This is a genomic window from Halomonas sp. PGE1 (assembly GCF_013000985.1).
Lineage (GTDB): Bacteria > Pseudomonadota > Gammaproteobacteria > Pseudomonadales > Halomonadaceae > Halomonas > Halomonas alkalicola.
On the sequence record NZ_CP053032.1, the window covers coordinates 3,135,137 to 3,152,650 of the forward strand.

Here is a 17,514-nt window from a genome sequence, read left to right on the forward strand (position 1 = left end):
GCGTGCCGGTTTCCGCTTGCCTTATACGTCGCGTAGTGGCTGGATCAGGGCCACCGCGACCTTCCACTGCCGGTGATCTTCCGACTGCACGACGACCGTCTTGCGGTTGATCTTGATGACCCGGCCGAACACCTGACCCTCGCGGCTCTCGAAGGAAACGGCCTGCCCCAGGGTCAGGCGGCTCAACACCGCCATCTCCTGTCGGGCCTGGAGGTCGTCGATACGGCGGCAGATGAGGTCGTTGAGCGCCAGGAGCTGGTCGAGGCTCATGTCGTCGATACGCATGGGGAACCGGATCTCGTGCATCGGGAAAGGCGCCACCTTGCCCGATGCGCCGGCGGGTGTCGATTCAGCGCTCGATGTCGGAGCGCAGCGGCGCGTCGGCGAACAGGGTCTTCCAGCGACGCGGTGTCAGCTCGTCGACCCGTGAGGCGGGATGAAGCGCCACGCGCTGGAGGACATCGACCAGATAGGTGTAGGGGTCGACGCCCTGCAGCCGGCAGGTGGTCAGCAGGCTCTGCACGATGCCGACGTGCTCGGCGCCGACCTCGCTCCAACAGAACAACCAGTTGCGCCTTCCCATGGGAATGCAGCGCAGGCCACGCTCCAGGTGGTTGGTGTCGATCGGCACGTCGGGATCGGACAGGAACACCTCCAGACTGCGCTGCCGCTTCAGCGCGTACTCGACGGCCTTGCGCAGCGGGTGGCGGGGCTCCAGATCGTCCCGATGAAGCTGGTGATCGCACCATTGCCAGAAGGCTCGCACCCGCGGTTCGCTGTAGTCGGTGCGCGCCTTGAGTTTCTCCGGTCCTTCGCGGCCCTTCTCACGGATCCAGGTCTCGGCCTTGTAGAGCCCGGCGATCCGCAGCAGGCCTTCCTCAACCGCGTCATCACTGCCCCGCGCCTTCTCGAAGTGCCTCCGTGCGTGGGCCCAGCATTCGGCGTGGGTCACCCCCGGGCGCTTCTCGGCATAGCGGGCATAAGAGGCGTTGCCGTCGGTCAGCAGCACGCCTTCGAAGTGGTCACCCAGCACCGTGTCGATGTGGGCCTTGGCGCGTGACGGGGAAAAGGTGAAGCTGATCTCGTCGTGGTCACCGTACAGCGGCCAGAACCACGCCTCCTTCATCTTCCCTTTGGCTTTACGGCCGGCCTTGATCGGTGTCTCGTCCATGGCCAGCACGGCGCTTTTCAGCACATGCTCCAGCTGGGCCACATGGATCGGTGACAGCAGGGCGGCGGCCCGCGCGACCTGCTGGGTCAGCGTGGTGCGGCTGAGCGGGATGCCGGCCTGCTGCAGGCGCTGATGCTGGCGGTAGAGCGGCAGGTGGTAGCAGAACTTGTCGACCAGCATGCCGGCAATGAAGCTGACGTCGGCCAGTGAGCCATCGAACAGCGTGGCCGGCGCCGGGGTGGCCTGGGGAGCGGACTCCGCGCTGACCTTGATCACCGGGCAGCGGTACTCCAGGATCTCGTAGCTGGCCCGACGCTGCGCCAGGCGGAAGGTGCTGCGCGTGGCGATCACCTCGACGTCGTCCAGGCTCATGCCCTCGGGCAGGTCCGGTGCCACCTCGATCACCTTGACCGGCACCGAGGCATCGAAGCGCAGCCCGGTGTCGTTGACGGCATCACGACGCGTCTTGCGTGACGGCGTCTTGGCGGGTGAGGCGTCTTCATCAGGCTCGGGCGGCGGCGGAGCCGGCAGATCCTGCATACTGCCGAGCAGGCTCTGTTGCACGGCCGGGTCGATCGCCAGCAGGCGCTCCGACTTGCGACCGAACAGCTGCCGCTTGAACCAGTCGAGCTGGCGTTGGAGCGACGCATTCTCTTCCCTGAGGACCGAGTTTTCGGCCAGAGATTGCTGGTATTTCTGCTCCAGAGACGGCGACGACACGAGGCGATATTTCCTGGTGAATCAGGCCGTTATTTTACCATGCCATCAGGCCGCTGACACCTTGGGATGCCAGCGTTTGCGGCGTTTCGTGACCACCAGATCGAGTCCCTCGATCAGGGCTTCGAACTCGGCAGGGCTGAGCGTGATCGCCTGGCCGGCGGTGGACGACGACAGGGTGGCGAAACGTCCGCGCTCCAGGCGCTTGCTCCACACGCAGTAGCCGCCGGCCTGGAAGTACAGGCACTTGAGCTGGGTGCGCCGCCGGTTGATGAAGATGAAACCGTGCCCGCTCAGCGGATTCTGACCCAGCTGTCGGCGAACCAGGGCGGCCAGCCCATCATACGAGCAACGCATGTCGGTGGGCTGGGTGCACAGCCAGAGCGTGATCGGCGGGCGCATCATGCCCCCCGGCGAAAGCGCAGACAGACACCATCCCCCAGGTCGAGCTCGATCTCCCAGCCGCGTGGCTCGTCACTAATGGCATCTTCCTCTGGCACTGACACGGGTGCGAAGAGCGCCGGCTCGGCAGCCCTGTGATAAGGCATTGGTGCGTCGCCGGCCAGTCGCCGCTTCCAGAGCTTGAAGGAACTGACGGGAAGCCCTACCTGCCGACAGAAGGCTTGCTGGGAGAGCCCGCTTTGGGCCTGTTCGTCGACCCAGGCCTGCCATTGCGAGGCGGGGTGGCGGGAGTGGCGTCGCTTCGACATGGGGACTGATGCTCCGTCGGTGAATGACGGGATCAGCGTAGGGGGTCAGGCCATTTCAAGAAACGACGCGCCAGGACGGCCGCTTACGTAGATGCGGGCGATCAGCACCGCCCACAGGTAGTGCGCTGCACGCTTGGGCAGCACCGGCTCGCTCTGGGATGGCAGCGCGCTGCTCATCGGTACCACACCAGGCGCGCACTCCCCCGTGCTGATCGACGCGCCCAGCACGGGAGCGGCTTGCGCCGGTGTCGCCAGCGCCGTCACCGCAGCCCTGAGCGGCGAGTTGGGTGCCAACACGCCAAAATAGCGGTGCCGGTGGGTGCGTGGCGGGGGAACCAGCGCGGCAATGCGGTCGATCAGCTCCAGCGGTGTGAGGTGCAGCTCATAAAGGCCGATATGAACCGGCCGGGGCGGGCGCAAGCCTGAGCAGCCATTCCCTGCACCGGAGTGTTTCGTGCCGCGCCTCGCCGCGACCGTGTCGCAGCTGCAGGATGCCGTGGCGCACGCAACGTCGCCGGCAGCGCATCTGCCCACGGCTCGCTATGCGCCTCACCGTCCCGAGCGCACGCTGCTGTATTCGCTGGTGCAGGCGCATTGGCCGGACTTTCTCGCGCGCCGTGAGGTAGAAGACCGCCCGCTGCCCGAGTATGTGCGCGAGGAGTTCGAGACCTACCTGCGCTGCGGCGTGCTCGAGCACGGCTTCCTGCGCGTGGTCTGCGAGCACTGTCGTGCCGAGAGGCTGGTGGCGTATTCCTGCAAGAAGCGCGGCTTCTGCCCCAGCTGCGGCGCACGGCGCATGGCCGAGTCGGCGCGGCATCTGGTGGACGAGGTGTTCGGCCCGCGGCCGGTGCGGCAATGGGTGCTGAGTTTTCCGTACCCGCTGCGCTTCCTGTTCGCCAGCAAGCCTGAGGCGATCGGCCCGGTGCTGGGCATCGTGCATCGTGTGATCGCCGGTTGGCTTGCCGATCAGGCCGGCGTGCCACGGGATACGGCGCAATGCGGCGCGGTAACGCTGATCCAGCGCTTCGGCAGCGCGCTGAACCTGAATGTTCACTTCCACATGCTGTGGCTCGACGGCGTGTACGACGCGAACGTCGAGCCCCCGCGGCGCAAGCCGCGCCTGCGCCGCGCCCGTGCCCCCACCTCTGCGCAACTGACGCAGCTCGCCAACACCATCGCGCATCGCGTGTGCCGGCACCTGTCGCGCCGCGGCTGGCTCGAAGGCGAGGACGAATCCGTGTTCCTGTCCGACAGCGCGGGTAGCGACGACGGCATGGATGGGCTGCGGATGAGTTCGATGACCTACCGCATCGCCACCGGTCGCGACGCTGGCCGCAAGGTCGTCACGCTGCAAACATTGCCCGGTGACGCAGGCTCGCTGGAGGGCGATGCCGGCAAGGTCGGCGGCTTCTCGCTGCATGCCGGCGTGGCCGCGGAAGCACACGAAAGCCACAAGCTCGAAAAGCTGTGCCGCTACATCACGCGCCCGGCGATCAGCGAGCAGCGGCTGTCGATCTCACCGCAGGGTAGGGTGCGGTATCAGCTCAAGACGCCGTGGCGAAATGGGACCACGCATGTCGAATGGGATGCGGTGGACTTCATCGCCAAGCTGGCGGCACTGGTCCCGCCACCTCGCGCGCATCTCACCCGCTTCCACGGCGTATTCGCCCCGAATGCAAACCTGCGTGCGCAGCTGACGCCCTCGGGGCGCGGCAAGCGGCCTGCGGGCGATGCGGCGCCAGTGGACGTCAGCGCCCACGACGAGCCGCGCAGCCCCGAGCAGAAGCGCCGTGCGATGAGCTGGGCGCAACGGCTCAAGCGGGTCTTTTCCATCGACATCACCACCTGCGCCCACTGCGGCGGCGCGGTACGGATCGTCGCCAGCATCGAGGAACCCACCGCCATCCGCGCCATCCTCGCCCACTTCGAGAAGCACGGCGCGCTGGAGCAAGCGCACTACCGGCCCGCAGCGCGCGCGCCGCCGCCGGCCGCGTGACGAGGTGCCGGCCACACAGCCGGCAGCCAAGCCAGAGTCCGATCCGATGCGGCCACGACCCCGCAGGGCTGCGCTCGGCCCTGTGCCGGGATTCGGTGAGAAATGGCTACGCACTGAGCCGCTGCGTGGCCCCGCGATGTCGAAAACCCACGCATGAACCCCCGATCTGTGCCCGATCTGTGCCCAAAGCGGCGCTTGCGCGGCCGCTTCCTACCTGCCAGACTCGCCAAAAAGGGCGGTTGAACTTCCTATACCCCAACTCGCGTGATTTCGTCCACACGGCCTAGATATTCCTGTTTGATTGCGGGAAGCCGATTGCCAACCGGCACTGCGCAAGGTTGTAGGTGGGCTTCATAGCCGCGGCGGCAGCCCAAACCGTTTAGCGTACGAATAGTGGTTTTGTCGCACACGGCAACGGATGGGGGAGTAAACTTGGAGACATCAGAGGCATTATTGCTGCTCGAGGCCTTGGGCATCGGACTTCTGATCGGGATCGAGCGCGAGCGGAATGCAGGCGTGACCGGGGGGCTTGTCCCGGCAGGCGTGCGCACCTTTGCGCTCGCCTCACTGACCGGCGCGCTGAGTCAGATTGCCGGTGGATGGCCAATGCTCGCCGTCGCCGTCGCCGTCATCGGCGGCCTTCGCATGGCGACGCACCTGTCCCAACCGGATCGCCAAGCGGGCCTGACCACCAGCCTTGCCCTGTTGATCGTGGTCGTGCTGGGTGCGCTGTCAATCGAGCACACGTTCCTTGCGGCGGCATCGGGCGTCCTGGTTGCGGCGCTCTTGGCTGCGCGCACGGTGCTGCGCGACTTCAGCCGCTCGGTGCTAAACGATTTCGAGATCCGCGACGGTCTCATCCTCGGCGTCTCGGCGCTCCTGATCCTGCCGATCCTGCCCAACGAAGCATTGGGTCCGGGCGGGGCGATCAATCCACAGAAACTGTTCGTGATCGTCATTCTTGTCATGGCGATCGGCGCTGTCGGCCACATCTGCACACGGGTCTTCGGTTCACGGCTGGGTCTGCCATTAAGCGGTTTCCTCTCCGGGTTCGTGTCGAGCACCGCCACCGTGGTGGCTATGTTGAAGAAGGTGCAGGATCGGCCGCTCGAGGCCTATCCCGCCGCTGCGGGTGTTACGTTCTCCTCAGTTTCGTCGCTCGCGCAGACCGGTATCGTACTGCTGTTTCTCAGCCCTTCGATGTTCACACTTGCAGCCCCGATCCTGATCATCCCTTCGCTAGTGGCATTGCTCTACGGGACCGTGCTTGCACGCATCGGATCGCGCGGCGGCGGAGCAGAGCCCGATGGGCTCGAACTTCCCAGTCGGATATTCAGCGTCCGGGGCGCCGTGAGCTTTGCGGCTATGGTGGCAACAGTCATTGTCGTCTCCGCTGTCCTGAACGAGTATTTCGGAAGCGAGGCCATCTTGGTGTCGGCGGCACTCGCTGGGCTGGTGAGCACGGGATCCGCTGCGGTTGCGTTGGCCTCGCTGGTTGTGGCCGGACAGCTGCCCGCATCCGAGGCGGTCGTGCCGCTGGCAGCAGCGATCAGCGTGAATGCCGGGGTACGGATCGTCCTGGCCTTGCGGGGAGGAGCGGCGGCGTTCGGCTGGTCTGTTGCCGGCGGCCTGATGCTGACGGCCGCTGCTGTCTGGGCGGGGTGGTGGTTTGCAGCAGCCATCAGCATAATGGTCGCGCCCTGAGCCTCATGCCGCGGCGCAAACGCGTAAATCGCTACACATCAGGAATGGGATGGTCCAAAAACAACTTCGCGGCGAAGATGTCGGCTCTGAGGCTCTGAGATAGCCGAGCTGTTGGTCTTTGATTGACCCCAAGCGAAGCAGTATGCCGTTCTGTTTTTTGCGGAGAAGGTTGTCTTTCAGGCCCGTCCCCTCCGCCACTTTCCCCCGCGAAAGCGTTCTCCCGATCCGGCTGTGGCCAGATTTTTCCGTTGTTTTCGAGGGTTATGCGTATGGGGCTGTTCAGCGGCGTCGGTGCCAGGAGGTCCGGTAGAGGTCTCTCATGGCCGATATTCTCCGGACCTCATGACTGCGCGGATTTGGTGAATTTGTTGCAAATATCTGGATTTGCGAGACTTTTTCTACGTCGCAGCTGGGCACATCGACACCAGTGGCGTTCGCTGAAATGGAACAGAACTCGAACTTTTGCTACAGCCAGCCGGCACGGTCGTCTCACGCATCAACTTCCGCGATGCGGACCGTACCGCCTTCAGACCTTCGACGGCGTCCACCCCATCGCTTACGGCTCATCGCTGCTCTGCGTCGCCTCACTGTGATGACGGCAGCCTGCGAACAAGGCACTCGTCATTCGCCCATGGACTGTGCGTCGGCCTGCAGCGTTGTCCCCTTCAACCACCCACGCCACAACGAGCAGCCCAATCGGCACTGCCCTCTACAAGATGTTGCTCATGAGGGTGTCGTTGTGCCATGTTGACCGTGACCCGATCTTGAATTCATACGGAGCAACGCAGCAACAGAGTCTTCGTTCATCTTAGACACTCATTAACGTCGATTGGCGCAAATTCGGCAGCAGCGTGGAGCGACGCCCCCGAAACCATGACACAAACTCCTCGTAGTGATGCCAACCAGAATATAGAAAAACAAGAGCAGGGAGAACGTCCGTACATGTCATTCCGTTATATCGGATCAAAGGCCCGTGTCGTCGACACCATCATCGACCGGATCGGGTCGCCGGATAGCGGGATGTTCATTGATGCATTTTCGGGGACTGGTGCGGTTGCGGAAGCTGCTTCCAGAGCCGGTTGGAAAGTACATGTAAACGATCATCTGAGTTCGTCGGCCATCATGTCATTCGCGAGGCTGGTCTCCAAAGCCGACGTTCTGTTTTCCGGGCTCGGGGGGTATGCCAGTGCCGTCGATGTGCTGAATTCGCTCAAGCCACAGCGCGGCTTCATCTGGCGTGAATACAGCCACAACATTGTTCTGTGTCCCGCATGTATTTCACGGAAGGCAATGCCCAGAAGATCGGTGCAATCCGCAGCCAGATCCGCGAATGGCGCTCTCGTGAAGACATAAACCAGAGTGAAGAACGTGTTCTGATCGCAGACCTAGGTCATGTTGACAAATGGCGGAGCCAGAGGCGGATCGACGTGATGTCGATGAAGCCCAGGAAGCTTTCGGCGGTCTTGTCGTAGCGGGTGGCGACGCGACGGGCATTCTTGAGCTTGTTGAAGCGTAACCGGTCATTCCAAGGCGTGCCGGTTTCCGCTTGCCTTATACGTCGCGTAGTGGCTGGATCAGGGCCACCGCGACCTTCCACTGCCGGTGATCTTCCGACTGCACGAGGACGGTCTTGCGGTTGATCTTGATGACGCGACCGAACACCTGACCTTCGCGGCTCTCGAAGGAGACGGCCTGTCCCAGGGTCAGGCGGCTCAACACCGCCATCTCCTGACGGGCCTGGAGTTCGTCGATACGGCGGCAGATAAGCTCGTTGAGCGCCAGGAGCTGGTCGAGGCTCATGTCGTCGATATGCATGGGGAACCGGATCTCGTGCATCGGGAAAGGCGCCACCTTGCCCGATGCGCAGGAAGGTGTCGATTCAGCGCTCGATGTCGGAGCGCAGCGGCGCGTCGGCGAACAGGGTCTTCCAGCGGCGCGGCGTCAGCTCGTCGACCCGTGAGGCCGGGTGGATGGCCACGCGCTGGAGCACATCGACCAGGTAGGTGTAGGGATCGACACCCTGCAGCCGGCAGGTGGTCAGCAGGCTCTGCACGATGCCGACGTGCTCGGCGCCGACCTCGCTCCAACAGAACATCCAGTTTTTCTTACCCATGGGAATGCAGCGCAGGCCACGCTCCAAGTGGTTGGTGTCGATCGGCACGTCGGGATCGGACAGGAACACCTCCAGACTGCGCTGCCGCTTCAGCGCGTACTCGACGGCCTTGCGCAGTGGGTGGCGGGGCTCCAGATCGTCCCGATGAAGCTGGTGATCGCACCATTGCCAGAAGGCTCGCACCCGCGGTTCGCTGTAGTCGGTGCGCGCCTTGAGTTTCTCCGGTCCTTCGCGGCCCTTCTCACGGATCCAGGTCTCGGCCTTGTAGAGCCCGGCGATCCGCAGCAGGCCTTCCTCAACCGCGTCATCACTGCCCCGCGCCTTCTCGAAGTGCCTCCGTGCGTGGGCCCAGCATTCGGCGTGGGTCACCCCCGGGCGCTTCTCGGCATAGCGGGCATAAGAGGCGTTGCCGTCGGTCAGCAGCACGCCTTCGAAGTGGTCACCCAGCACCGTGTCGATGTGGGCCTTGGCGCGTGACGGGGAAAAGGTGAAGCTGATCTCGTCGTGGTCACCGTACAGCGGCCAGAACCATGCCTCCTGCATCTTGCCCTTGGTCTTGCGGCCCGCCTTGATCGGCGTCTCGTCCATGGCCAGCACCTGGCTTTGCAGCACGTGCTCCAGCTGGGCCAGGTGGATCGGCGACAGCAACGCCGCAGCTCGCGCCACCTGCTGAGTCAGTGTGGTGCGACTGAGCGGGATGCCGGCCTGCTGCAGGCGCTGATGCTGGCGATAGAGCGGCAGGTGGTAGCAGAACTTGTCGACCAGCAGGCCGGCGATGAAGCTGACGTCGGCCAGTGAGCCGTCGAACAGCGTGGCCGGCGCTGACGTTGCCTGGGGCGGCGCCGCCTTGCTGACCTTGAACACCGGGCAACGATACTCCAGCACCTCGAAGCTGGCCCGGCGCTGCGCCAGGCGGAAGGTGCTGCGCGTGGCGATCACCTCGACGTCGTCCAGGCTCATGCCCTCGGGCAGGTCCGGTGCCACCTCAATCACCTTGACCGGCACCGAGGCATCGAAGCGCAGCCCGGTGTCGTTGACGGCATCACGACGCGTCTTGCGTGACGGCGTCTTGGCGGGTGAGGCGTCTTCATCAGGCTCGGGCGGCGGCGGAGCCGGCAGATCCTGCATACTGCCGAGCAGGCTCTGTTGCACGGCCGGGTCGATCGCCAGCAGGCGCTCCGACTTGCGACCGAACAGCTGCCGCTTGAACCAGTCGAGCTGGCGTTGGAGCGACGCATTCTCTTCCCTGAGGACCGAGTTTTCGGCCAGAGATTGCTGGTATTTCTGCTCCAGAGACGGCGACGACACGAGGCGATATTTCCTGGTGAATCAGGCCGTTATTTTACCATGCCATCAGGCCGCTGACACCTTGGGATGCCAGCGTTTGCGGCGTTTCGTGACCACCAGATCGAGTCCCTCGATCAGGGCTTCGAACTCGGCAGGGCTGAGCGTGATCGCCTGGCCGGCGGTGGACGACGACAGGGTGGCGAAACGTCCGCGCTCCAGGCGCTTGCTCCACACGCAGTAGCCGCCGGCCTGGAAGTACAGGCACTTGAGCTGGGTGCGCCGCCGGTTGATGAAGATGAAACCGTGCCCGCTCAGCGGATTCTGACCCAGCTGTCGGCGAACCAGGGCGGCCAGCCCATCATACGAGCAACGCATGTCGGTGGGCTGGGTGCACAGCCAGAGCGTGATCGGCGGGCGCATCATGCCCCCCGGCGAAAGCGCAGACAGACACCATCCCCCAGGTCGAGCTCGATCTCCCAGCCGCGTGGCTCGTCACTAATGGCATCTTCCTCTGGCACTGACACGGGTGCGAAGAGCGCCGGCTCGGCAGCCCTGTGATAAGGCATTGGTGCGTCGCCGGCCAGTCGCCGCTTCCAGAGCTTGAAGGAACTGACGGGAAGCCCTACCTGCCGACAGAAGGCTTGCTGGGAGAGCCCGCTTTGGGCCTGTTCGTCGACCCAGGCCTGCCATTGCGAGGCGGGGTGGCGGGAGTGGCGTCGCTTCGACATGGGGACTGATGCTCCGTCGGTGAATGACGGGATCAGCGTAGGGGGTCAGGCCATTTCAAGAAACGACGCGCCAGGATGGCCGCTTACTCCCATCTCGCTCGGGCAGCGGGGGATGAACGTCAGGGCCGGCCAATACGTCTGGCCTGCTTGCGCTCGTACATCGCGGCATCGCAGAGCTGCAGAATGGTCTCCACGTCGTGATCCTCGGGTGAGGCAGCCACCACCCCGACGCTGGCACCCGGGTAGTCGATCACGTCGTCGCAGGCGCGAAATTCACCGATCGTCAGGCGTTCCAGGGCCTGCTTGAAATCATCGAGCTCAATATCGGTCGCCTCGTCGGCCAGGTGCACGACCACAAACTCATCACCGCCGTAGCGGGCCACCAGATCCTCGGGCCGGCAGCCGTCCACCAGCCGATGCGCCATCTCGATCAGGAAACGATCTCCCGCATCGTGACCGAAGCGGTCGTTGATCGCCTTGAAGCCATCCAGATCGATGAAGGCCACGTAGAGCGGCCTCCCGAGCGCAGCCGCCTTGCCGAGACGCACCTTCAGTCCCTGAAGCAGTGCCCGGCGGTTGGCTATCCCGGTCAGGGGATCGGTATTGGCATGCTGTACCAGGATGCGATTCTCACTGGCCAGCAGATGCAGCAGCCGCTCGCTCTCGATATGCCGGGCGATCAGCTGGGCAAAAAGCACCAGATAACCCCGGGCCTTGTCGGAAACCTCAACCGACTCGTCGCTCGCCGCACACAGGGTGCCGTAGAGCCCGTCATCGATCAGTCGGATGGGCTCGCTCAGATAGGTCTTGAGGCCGAGCTCCCTGGCCGCGGCGGAATCCCCCCAGCACCCGGCGACGTCCCGGGTGTAGCGTTTCCCTTCCAGGATGGCGCGGCGGCAGAGGGTATCCTGCCAGGGCACCGAGAGGCCTTCCGGAATCGACAGTCCCCCGCTATTGCGGGCGTAGACGACGGTCTGCACCTGACCGACTTCATCGATGACCGTGAAGGAGGTCGACGGCAGGCCGGTGACCTCCTCCAGCAGCTCAAGCAGGGGGCGAATCACCTCCTCCAGGCGGTCATTCACGTCGGTGGCGTTTTCCAGCCGCTCCAGCGCTGCGGCGATCTTCTCGGCATAGGGTGTCATGATGCCGGCTCCTGATTCTCACGCATGGCCGCCTCCCAGCGTTCGATGAACGCCTCGGCGGGCAGGGGCCGCCCGAAGTGAAAGCCCTGGGCCTGATCGCAGCCCATCGCGGCCAGGGCCACTGCCTGTTCGGCGGTCTCGACGCCTTCTGCCACGGTCTTCATGCCCAGTGCCTGAGCCATGGCAATGATGGTCTGTACGATGGTGCTGTCATGTTGACTCTCCAGCATGTGACGCACGAAGGAGATATCGATCTTCAGGGAGTCAGCAGCAAAGCGCCGCAGGTAGGCCAATGACGAATAGCCGGTACCGAAGTCATCGATCGCCAGCGTGAATCCGGCCCGGTTCAAGGCGCGGGTCGTCTCCACCGCCTGCTCCGGGTCGCGCATGAAATCGCTTTCGGTGAGCTCCAGAGCGATGGCCGAGGCGGGCAGACCATCGGTCTGCATGCCGATCCGCTCGGCGAGGCGCGGGTCGGCAAACTGCTGGGCGGAGATGTTGATCGACAGCCGCCCAGGCAACGCCAGCCCTGCCTCGCGCCAGAGCAGCAGCTGACGCGTGGCACACCGCAGCACCCAGTCCCCGAGCGGGCGGATCAGGCCTCGCTCTTCGGCCAGCGGGATGAACTCCCCCGGGCTGACCCATCCCCACTCGTCATCATGCCAGCGGCACAGTGCCTCGGCGCCGGTCAGCCGTCCACTGCGCAGGTCGACCTGGGGCTGGAAGTGCAGGGTCAGCGCCTCTTGGGCTATGGCGCGTTCCAAGCGCTCGCTCATCTGCTGCCGGCGCTCCAGCGCCTGGGCCATCGAGGCGGTGAAAGGGCACACCCCTTCATCCTCCTGCTTGGCATGATAGAGCGCGATGCTGGCGGCCTTGAACAGCTCGCCCGGGGTCAGCGCATCCTGTGGGTAGCGGGCCAGGCCGATCGAGACCTTCAGCGAGAAGGTCCTTCGACCCAGCTGAATCGGCCGGCCGATCGCCTCGCCCATCCGTGTCACGCCCTCCTCCACGACCTCGGCCGATGCCTCGGGGACCAGCAGCGCAAACTCGTCGCCGGAGAGCCTGGCCAGCGACTCCCCATTACCGATGGCACGCTGCAGGCGACCGGCCACGGTGGCCAACAGCTGATCGCCCAGCTGATGACCGTGCAGGTCATTGATCTCTTTGAAGCGGCGCAGGTCGAGAAGGAGCAGCCCCAGCGGGGCCTGGGCACGCTCTGCCGCCAGGCGCATCTGGTGGAGGTCCTCCATGAAACGAACCCGGTTGGCCAGGCCCGTGGTGCCATCGAAGTAGGCCAGCTGCCGCATGCGGCGATGATCCTGGCGTCGCTCGATCTCTGCCGCCGCGCCGGTGGAGAGGATGCGCAGCACCGAGGTGGCGAACGCATTGGCGTCAGTTGGCTCCCGGTACAGCAGCAGGAGCGCCCCGACCGTATCGCCCCGGGTGTTCTCCAGACGCCGGCCGACCCAGGCCGTAAAGCGCCCCTCGACGCCCGGGAGCCAGGCCGCGGCCGCCTCACGCACGATGACCTCCCGGGAGTCCGCCAGCTCGGCGAAGGGCGAATCCCGCAGGTCAAAGGAGTGATTCTCCCGGCGCCCTCCTGCTGCATTCACGCTCACGGTGGTCAGGCGGCGTGGAGGCTGGCCGCCGGCCGCGACCAGGCTGGCTGGCGCCATGTCCACCGTTGCGATGATGCCGGCATCGGCCTCCAGAATCTCCGTCAGGTGGCCGACAAGCTGGTGGAAGTAATCGTCCCCCATGCGTGTCGTGATCGCCGAGGCGACCCGTGCCACCGCCTCCTGCACCCGCTGGGCCTCGTGCTGCTCGCTGATATCGGAGATGAAGCCTTCGAGGCAGGTCACCTCGCCATCCGCATCGTAGAGTGCCTGGCCCTGCTCCAGCATCCAGCGCAATTGACCGCAGGCGGTGCGCAGCCGGTAGATGACCCGAAAGGTATCACGGCGCGCCACCGCCTCGGCCACCTTGTCAGCGAGCGGTTGCCGGTCGGGGGCATGAATCAACGAGGCGTAGCTCGCCTCGCGGTTGTGAATCAGGGCCGCGGGCGAGTAGCCGGTCAGGCCTTCGGCCCCCTGGCTCACCACCAGCATGGTCCACTCGGAGTCATTCAGGCAGCGATAGGCCATGCCGGGCAGGTGGTTGAGCAGCGTGTCCAGGCGCCGCTCGCTTTCCCGGGCGCTGGCTTCACTCTGCTGCAGCGACTGCCGTGCCAAGCTGCGCTCGATCTCCGCCCCGGCTTGAGCGGCAGCGATATGGAGAATTTCCTTCTCCAGGCCAGTGAGCGACATCGGCGCATTCTTGAGCAGGGCCAGCAGGCCAAGCGGTGCCCCGTCCAGCCCGAACAGCGGCAACCCCATGTAGCTTTCGGCACCGAGCGCTTCCAGCAGCTCATCCTCGGGGAAGCGTTGCTGAACATCACAGGCATAGAGGCAGGGCTGGCGGCCACTGACGGTCTCGCAAGGGGTCCCTGCCAGGTGATAGCGAAGGTTGGGCTGAAGGGCGCCTCGGGACCAGACCGCCAGGGTCTGGGCGTAATGCTCCTCCTCTACCTGGGCCACCAGCACATGATCGACGTCGAGGATCTTGGCCAGGTGCCCTACCAGCGTAGGCAGGAAGGTATCCGTGCCCGCTCGCGACATTCCGTCGGCGAGCAGGCGAAAGGCCGCTTCGGCGGTCATGCGCGCTTTCATGGCACTGCATCCCTGTCAGGTCGAGACTCGGTTCGCGTTGCTTCAACGATAAAGCTTACATGAAGTGAGGTCTCGGCACCGAGTCGCTCCGACGAAGGGTAGGCCCGCACGAGAGGGTGCCGCATATGCTGCTCCTGCCAGAGATTTCGATGGTTCCGCCAGCGCATACCGCGGCATCGTCGGGTATGCTGGCGATGACGCCCAGCCGCCCTGCCCCAAGGAGCCCCGATGGACCTGCTTCACGCTGCCTTCGAGCACTCCCCGGATGTATTGATGGTGGTTCAGGCAGAAGCCGATGGCGGATTTCGTTTCTTGAGAGTCAATACAGGCTTCATTGAGGCCACCGGCTTTTCCCGGGCGCAGGTCGAGGGCGTTCGCCTCGACGACTTGCTGCCCCCTGAGGACGCGGAGAGACTCGCGGCCGAGTACCGACGCTGCCTGGCCCAGGGAGAGGTCGTGGAGTTCGAGCAGCTTTTCGAGGTGCCCAGCGGTCAGCGGACCTGGCAAGTACGCCTTCATGTCATGGGGCCACTCGGCACCCAGCGGCTGATCGCCTCAGCTCGGGATATCACCTGGTCACGCAACTTCGCCCAGCAGCTCACGGCGGTCGCCGCCTATATCCCCGGCTTCGTCTACCAGCTCTGCCTGACACCAGAGGGGCACTGGATATACACCTTCGTGGGCGAGCGTGCCGAATCGATGTTTGGTGTGCCTGTTGCTGAGGCTCTGGAAGACGCCGATGCCCTGATGGGACTGATCCATCCAGAAGACATAGAGCGCGTCATTCGGGATAGCCTTTTCTCTGCGGAGAGCCTGCCCCCCTGGCACGCTGAATTTCGCATGTATCACCGCGATGGCCACATACTCTGGGTGGAGGCCCATGACCAGCCGCAACGACTGGCCGATGGACGCATACTGTGGACGGGGTATGTCAACGATATCACCGAGCGGAAGGCGCTTGAGGCGTCCTTGCTGGCCAGTGAAGCGCAGTTCCGTCAGCTGGCCCAACTCGATCCGGTCACCGGGCTCGCCAATCGCTCTGAGTTCTTTTCGCGGCTGCAGCTGGCCTTGAGCCTCGCCGAGCGCCAGGGGCAGTCCTTGGCGCTGTTGTTCATCGATCTGGACCGATTCAAGCCAGTTAACGATGCCCACGGCCATGGGGTGGGGGATGCCTTGCTGAGACAGGTAGGTGAGCGCCTGCGCCATGAATTGAGAGCTACGGACCTGGTCGCACGTATCGGTGGAGATGAATTCACGGTCCTGATCCCCGGCCCCATCGATACCGAGACCGCCCAGCAAGTCGCCGAAAAGCTCACCTTTGCGCTGGCCGCTCCTTTTCAGCTTGGCTCCCATGAGGTCGATATCTCGGCTAGCATCGGGGTCGCGCTCTACCCCGATCACGGCCAGGAAGTTGAGGCCCTCACCCATGCGGCCGATCAGGCGATGTACCAGGCCAAGGCGTCGGGAAGGAATGCGGCCATGCTCTATCGTGATGAAAATCCAGCGCCACCCTAGCGGAGTCTGTCAGCATGGATGACACGGATAGTGGTCAAGTGGTCTTGGCCACCACCTTGATCGCGGATCAGCGCGACGCAGGCGCCCTTGCCAACCATCTCCGGTTGCAGGATTAAAGTTGCACCTGAAGACGCCGATAACTGCTAATCAAGCATTGACGGTCGTTCGACTCCCTTCCCCTGCACCAGACGTTGGAACCCAGCGGATGCCCTATACCGAAGCCAAGGAACATGCGCCAGGCAAGCTGCACGGGATCTTCGTCGATCCCTACAGCGCCTTCGACAACATGACCACGGAGCGCCTGCTGCACCTCAGGGTCGCCATGCAGGCGCTCATCGGTCGCCCGCTCGCCGGAGGCAAGCTGATTCTGCGTGTGATTCACGGCTGGGAGAACGGGGGATGTGACCCGACGGAGCTGCGCCACACCGACTACCCCATCGCTACCCTGGAGGAGCTGCGCGACATCGAAGCGCTCCACCGGCGTGCCCTGGAGCAGCTGACCCCCTGGCCCGGCACGGCGGGGGATCTGCTGGCCACCCCCCTGGTCGAGGCCATTCGGGTTGCCGAGGCGGAGGGCCTGACGCTTGATCAGGAGACTCGCCAGACACCGTCGCGCTGGCCGGCCTTTCGGCATGGCCTGTGGCTCTACACGCTGTTCAAGGCGTACCACCGCCTGACCTACGGCGAGGATGACCCCTATCGGGCGAGCCGTGTCCGCCTGCCGGCAGGCGAGCGGGAGGTGCATGAGTTTCACCTCGAAGAGGGCGAGTTCGCGGTGATCGCCCCAGCGGATGGCGCTCCCGGCGAGCACCTGCTGGTGCTCCACCCCAGCCAGCTGGCGCCGGTGCTCGCCCTCCTCGAGGAAGCCCTGGCGGCCGTGAAGTAGCCAGGCAGGCCAACCTTCAGGGCTGGCCCCTCCTCAGATGGCCTGCTGAAGCTCCTGCAGCCGCGGGCCGAGATCCTCACCCAGCGAGGCCACCGCCGGCCGGGCATAGAAGAACCCCTGCTGGCGCAGGATCCCCGATCTCGCCAGCCACAGCGCCTCTTCGCGGGTCTCCACCCCCTCGGCGATCAGCTCGAGCTTCATCTCCGTGGCCAGGCCCCGCACCGCCCTCAAGAGCGCCTGACGACGCCGGTCCTGATCGCAGCCCATCACCAGCTCGCGATCGATCTTCAGCTTGTCCGGTTCCAACAGGGTGAGCAGGTCGAGATTGGCGTAGCCGTTGCCGAAGTCGTCGAGCGCCGTGGTGAAGCCCATGCTGCGATAGCTGTCGATGATGCGCTTGAGGTGCGCCTGGTCGGTCACCCGCTCCGTCTCGGTGAATTCGAAGACCAGCTTGTTCGTGGGCCAGCCCACCCGCTGGGAGACCTCCAGGGTCGCCTGGATGCAGGCCTCCGGTTCGTAGACCGCATTGGGCAGGAAGTTGATGGAGAGTCGCTCCTGCATGCCGAGCGCGCTGGCCATCTCGATCGCACTGACCCGACACGCCTGATCGAAGCGGTACATCAGCGAGTCCGTCACCTGGGAGAGCACGCTCCAGGCCGACTCCCCGTTCGGTCCGCGCACCAGCGCCTCAAAGGTCGTGGTTCGCGCACTGGCGAGGTCGACGATCGGCTGGAAGGCCATGGTGAAGTCGAAAGGCAGCTCGACATCGCAGCGGCCGCAGTCTCCCGCCACGCGTGCACAATGATTCATGTTTCCCCCTGCTCGGCCCTCAGT

Annotated in this window: 16 protein-coding genes and 2 pseudogenes; 5 read left to right on the forward strand and 13 right to left on the reverse strand. The window is 64.6% G+C overall.

Annotated features, from left to right (window positions below):
* Positions 1 to 21 precede the first annotated feature (21 nt).
* The 5 genes and pseudogenes from HIR79_RS14785 to HIR79_RS14805 form a co-directional block, all read right to left on the reverse strand.
* Positions 22 to 306: a transposase gene (locus HIR79_RS14785; RefSeq protein WP_249322171.1), complete on the reverse strand. Its 285-nt coding sequence runs from the start codon at positions 304 to 306 to the stop codon at positions 22 to 24.
* 43 nt (positions 307 to 349) lie between these two features.
* Positions 350 to 1,891, reverse strand: a complete 1,542-nt coding sequence (gene tnpC / locus HIR79_RS14790; protein ID WP_211620822.1) for an IS66 family transposase — start codon at positions 1,889 to 1,891, stop codon at positions 350 to 352.
* 45 nt (positions 1,892 to 1,936) lie between these two features.
* Entirely contained in the window at positions 1,937 to 2,290 is a 354-nt protein-coding gene (gene tnpB / locus HIR79_RS14795; protein WP_169956277.1) for an IS66 family insertion sequence element accessory protein TnpB, read from the reverse strand.
* On the reverse strand, positions 2,290 to 2,598 hold the full coding sequence (gene tnpA, locus HIR79_RS14800; RefSeq protein ID WP_110068988.1) for an IS66 family insertion sequence element accessory protein TnpA: 309 nt from the start codon (positions 2,596 to 2,598) through the stop codon (positions 2,290 to 2,292). The genes tnpB (HIR79_RS14795) and tnpA (HIR79_RS14800) overlap by 1 nt, the downstream gene beginning before the upstream one ends.
* An 87-nt stretch (positions 2,599 to 2,685) precedes the next feature.
* Positions 2,686 to 2,982: pseudogene (locus HIR79_RS14805) on the reverse strand (transposase); the annotation flags it as partial.
* A gap of 70 nt (positions 2,983 to 3,052) precedes the next feature.
* Here HIR79_RS14805 and HIR79_RS14810 point away from each other — a divergent pair.
* From HIR79_RS14810 to HIR79_RS14820, 3 genes are all read left to right on the forward strand, one after another.
* The gene (locus tag HIR79_RS14810; protein ID WP_169958918.1) at positions 3,053 to 4,594 is read left to right on the forward strand and encodes an ISCR element clade Ia family transposase; all 1,542 of its coding nucleotides are present in this window, start codon (positions 3,053 to 3,055) and stop codon (positions 4,592 to 4,594) included.
* Positions 4,595 to 5,026: 432 nt separating this feature from the next.
* Positions 5,027 to 6,298: an MgtC/SapB family protein gene (locus HIR79_RS14815; protein WP_143069541.1), complete on the forward strand. Its 1,272-nt coding sequence runs from the start codon at positions 5,027 to 5,029 to the stop codon at positions 6,296 to 6,298.
* 942 nt (positions 6,299 to 7,240) lie between these two features.
* Positions 7,241 to 7,651: a DNA adenine methylase gene (locus HIR79_RS14820; RefSeq protein WP_169958919.1), complete on the forward strand. Its 411-nt coding sequence runs from the start codon at positions 7,241 to 7,243 to the stop codon at positions 7,649 to 7,651.
* A gap of 37 nt (positions 7,652 to 7,688) precedes the next feature.
* Here HIR79_RS14820 and HIR79_RS14825 read toward each other — a convergent pair.
* The 7 genes and pseudogenes from HIR79_RS14825 to HIR79_RS14855 form a co-directional block, all read right to left on the reverse strand.
* Positions 7,689 to 7,808, reverse strand: a pseudogene (locus HIR79_RS14825) (IS5/IS1182 family transposase); the annotation flags it as partial.
* A 41-nt stretch (positions 7,809 to 7,849) separates the two neighbouring features.
* Positions 7,850 to 8,134, reverse strand: coding sequence for a transposase (locus tag HIR79_RS14830; protein ID WP_249322172.1), 285 nt, complete (start codon positions 8,132 to 8,134; stop codon positions 7,850 to 7,852).
* A 43-nt stretch (positions 8,135 to 8,177) separates the two neighbouring features.
* Positions 8,178 to 9,719, reverse strand: a complete 1,542-nt coding sequence (gene tnpC, locus HIR79_RS14835) for an IS66 family transposase (protein ID WP_211620826.1) — start codon at positions 9,717 to 9,719, stop codon at positions 8,178 to 8,180.
* Positions 9,720 to 9,764: 45 nt separating this feature from the next.
* Positions 9,765 to 10,118 (reverse strand): IS66 family insertion sequence element accessory protein TnpB, encoded by a 354-nt coding sequence (tnpB, locus tag HIR79_RS14840; protein ID WP_169956277.1) that lies wholly within the window; start codon positions 10,116 to 10,118, stop codon positions 9,765 to 9,767.
* Positions 10,118 to 10,426: an IS66 family insertion sequence element accessory protein TnpA gene (gene tnpA / locus HIR79_RS14845; protein WP_110068988.1), complete on the reverse strand. Its 309-nt coding sequence runs from the start codon at positions 10,424 to 10,426 to the stop codon at positions 10,118 to 10,120. The genes tnpB (HIR79_RS14840) and tnpA (HIR79_RS14845) overlap by 1 nt, the downstream gene beginning before the upstream one ends.
* 119 nt (positions 10,427 to 10,545) lie before the next feature.
* On the reverse strand, positions 10,546 to 11,571 hold the full coding sequence (locus HIR79_RS18690) for a sensor domain-containing diguanylate cyclase (RefSeq protein ID WP_169958920.1): 1,026 nt from the start codon (positions 11,569 to 11,571) through the stop codon (positions 10,546 to 10,548).
* Positions 11,568 to 14,279, reverse strand: coding sequence for an EAL domain-containing protein (locus HIR79_RS14855; protein WP_169958921.1), 2,712 nt, complete (start codon positions 14,277 to 14,279; stop codon positions 11,568 to 11,570). Before HIR79_RS14855 ends, HIR79_RS18690 begins: the two co-directional genes overlap by 4 nt.
* 228 nt (positions 14,280 to 14,507) lie before the next feature.
* Here HIR79_RS14855 and HIR79_RS14860 point away from each other — a divergent pair, with 228 nt between their 5' ends.
* Entirely contained in the window at positions 14,508 to 15,794 is a 1,287-nt protein-coding gene (locus tag HIR79_RS14860; RefSeq protein ID WP_211620840.1) for a GGDEF domain-containing protein, read from the forward strand.
* A 205-nt stretch (positions 15,795 to 15,999) separates the two neighbouring features.
* Entirely contained in the window at positions 16,000 to 16,680 is a 681-nt protein-coding gene (locus tag HIR79_RS14865; protein ID WP_169958922.1) for a hypothetical protein, read from the forward strand.
* A 33-nt stretch (positions 16,681 to 16,713) separates the two neighbouring features.
* Here the strand turns inward: HIR79_RS14865 and HIR79_RS14870 are convergent, their stop codons facing one another.
* On the reverse strand, positions 16,714 to 17,490 hold the full coding sequence (locus tag HIR79_RS14870; RefSeq protein WP_169958923.1) for an EAL domain-containing protein: 777 nt from the start codon (positions 17,488 to 17,490) through the stop codon (positions 16,714 to 16,716).
* Between the last annotated feature and the right edge of the window lie 24 nt (positions 17,491 to 17,514).

Excerpts from the sequence above, each read along its gene's own strand:
- HIR79_RS14830 (WP_249322172.1), bottom strand. The coding sequence starts at position 8,134 with ATGCACGAGATCCGGTTCCCCATGCATATCGACGACATGAGCCTCGAC.
- HIR79_RS18690 (WP_169958920.1), bottom strand. The coding sequence starts at position 11,571 with ATGACACCCTATGCCGAGAAGATCGCCGCAGCGCTGGAGCGGCTGGAA.
- tnpB (WP_169956277.1), bottom strand. The coding sequence starts at position 2,290 with ATGCGCCCGCCGATCACGCTCTGGCTGTGCACCCAGCCCACCGACATG.
- HIR79_RS14860 (WP_211620840.1), top strand. The coding sequence starts at position 14,508 with ATGGACCTGCTTCACGCTGCCTTCGAGCACTCCCCGGATGTATTGATG.
- HIR79_RS14785 (WP_249322171.1), bottom strand. The coding sequence starts at position 306 with ATGCACGAGATCCGGTTCCCCATGCGTATCGACGACATGAGCCTCGAC.
- HIR79_RS14855 (WP_169958921.1), bottom strand. The coding sequence starts at position 14,279 with ATGAAAGCGCGCATGACCGCCGAAGCGGCCTTTCGCCTGCTCGCCGAC.
- HIR79_RS14870 (WP_169958923.1), bottom strand. The coding sequence starts at position 17,490 with ATGAATCATTGTGCACGCGTGGCGGGAGACTGCGGCCGCTGCGATGTC.
- tnpB (WP_169956277.1), bottom strand. The coding sequence starts at position 10,118 with ATGCGCCCGCCGATCACGCTCTGGCTGTGCACCCAGCCCACCGACATG.
- tnpA (WP_110068988.1), bottom strand. The coding sequence starts at position 10,426 with ATGTCGAAGCGACGCCACTCCCGCCACCCCGCCTCGCAATGGCAGGCC.
- tnpA (WP_110068988.1), bottom strand. The coding sequence starts at position 2,598 with ATGTCGAAGCGACGCCACTCCCGCCACCCCGCCTCGCAATGGCAGGCC.
- HIR79_RS14865 (WP_169958922.1), top strand. The coding sequence starts at position 16,000 with ATGCCCTATACCGAAGCCAAGGAACATGCGCCAGGCAAGCTGCACGGG.
- HIR79_RS14820 (WP_169958919.1), top strand. The coding sequence starts at position 7,241 with ATGTCATTCCGTTATATCGGATCAAAGGCCCGTGTCGTCGACACCATC.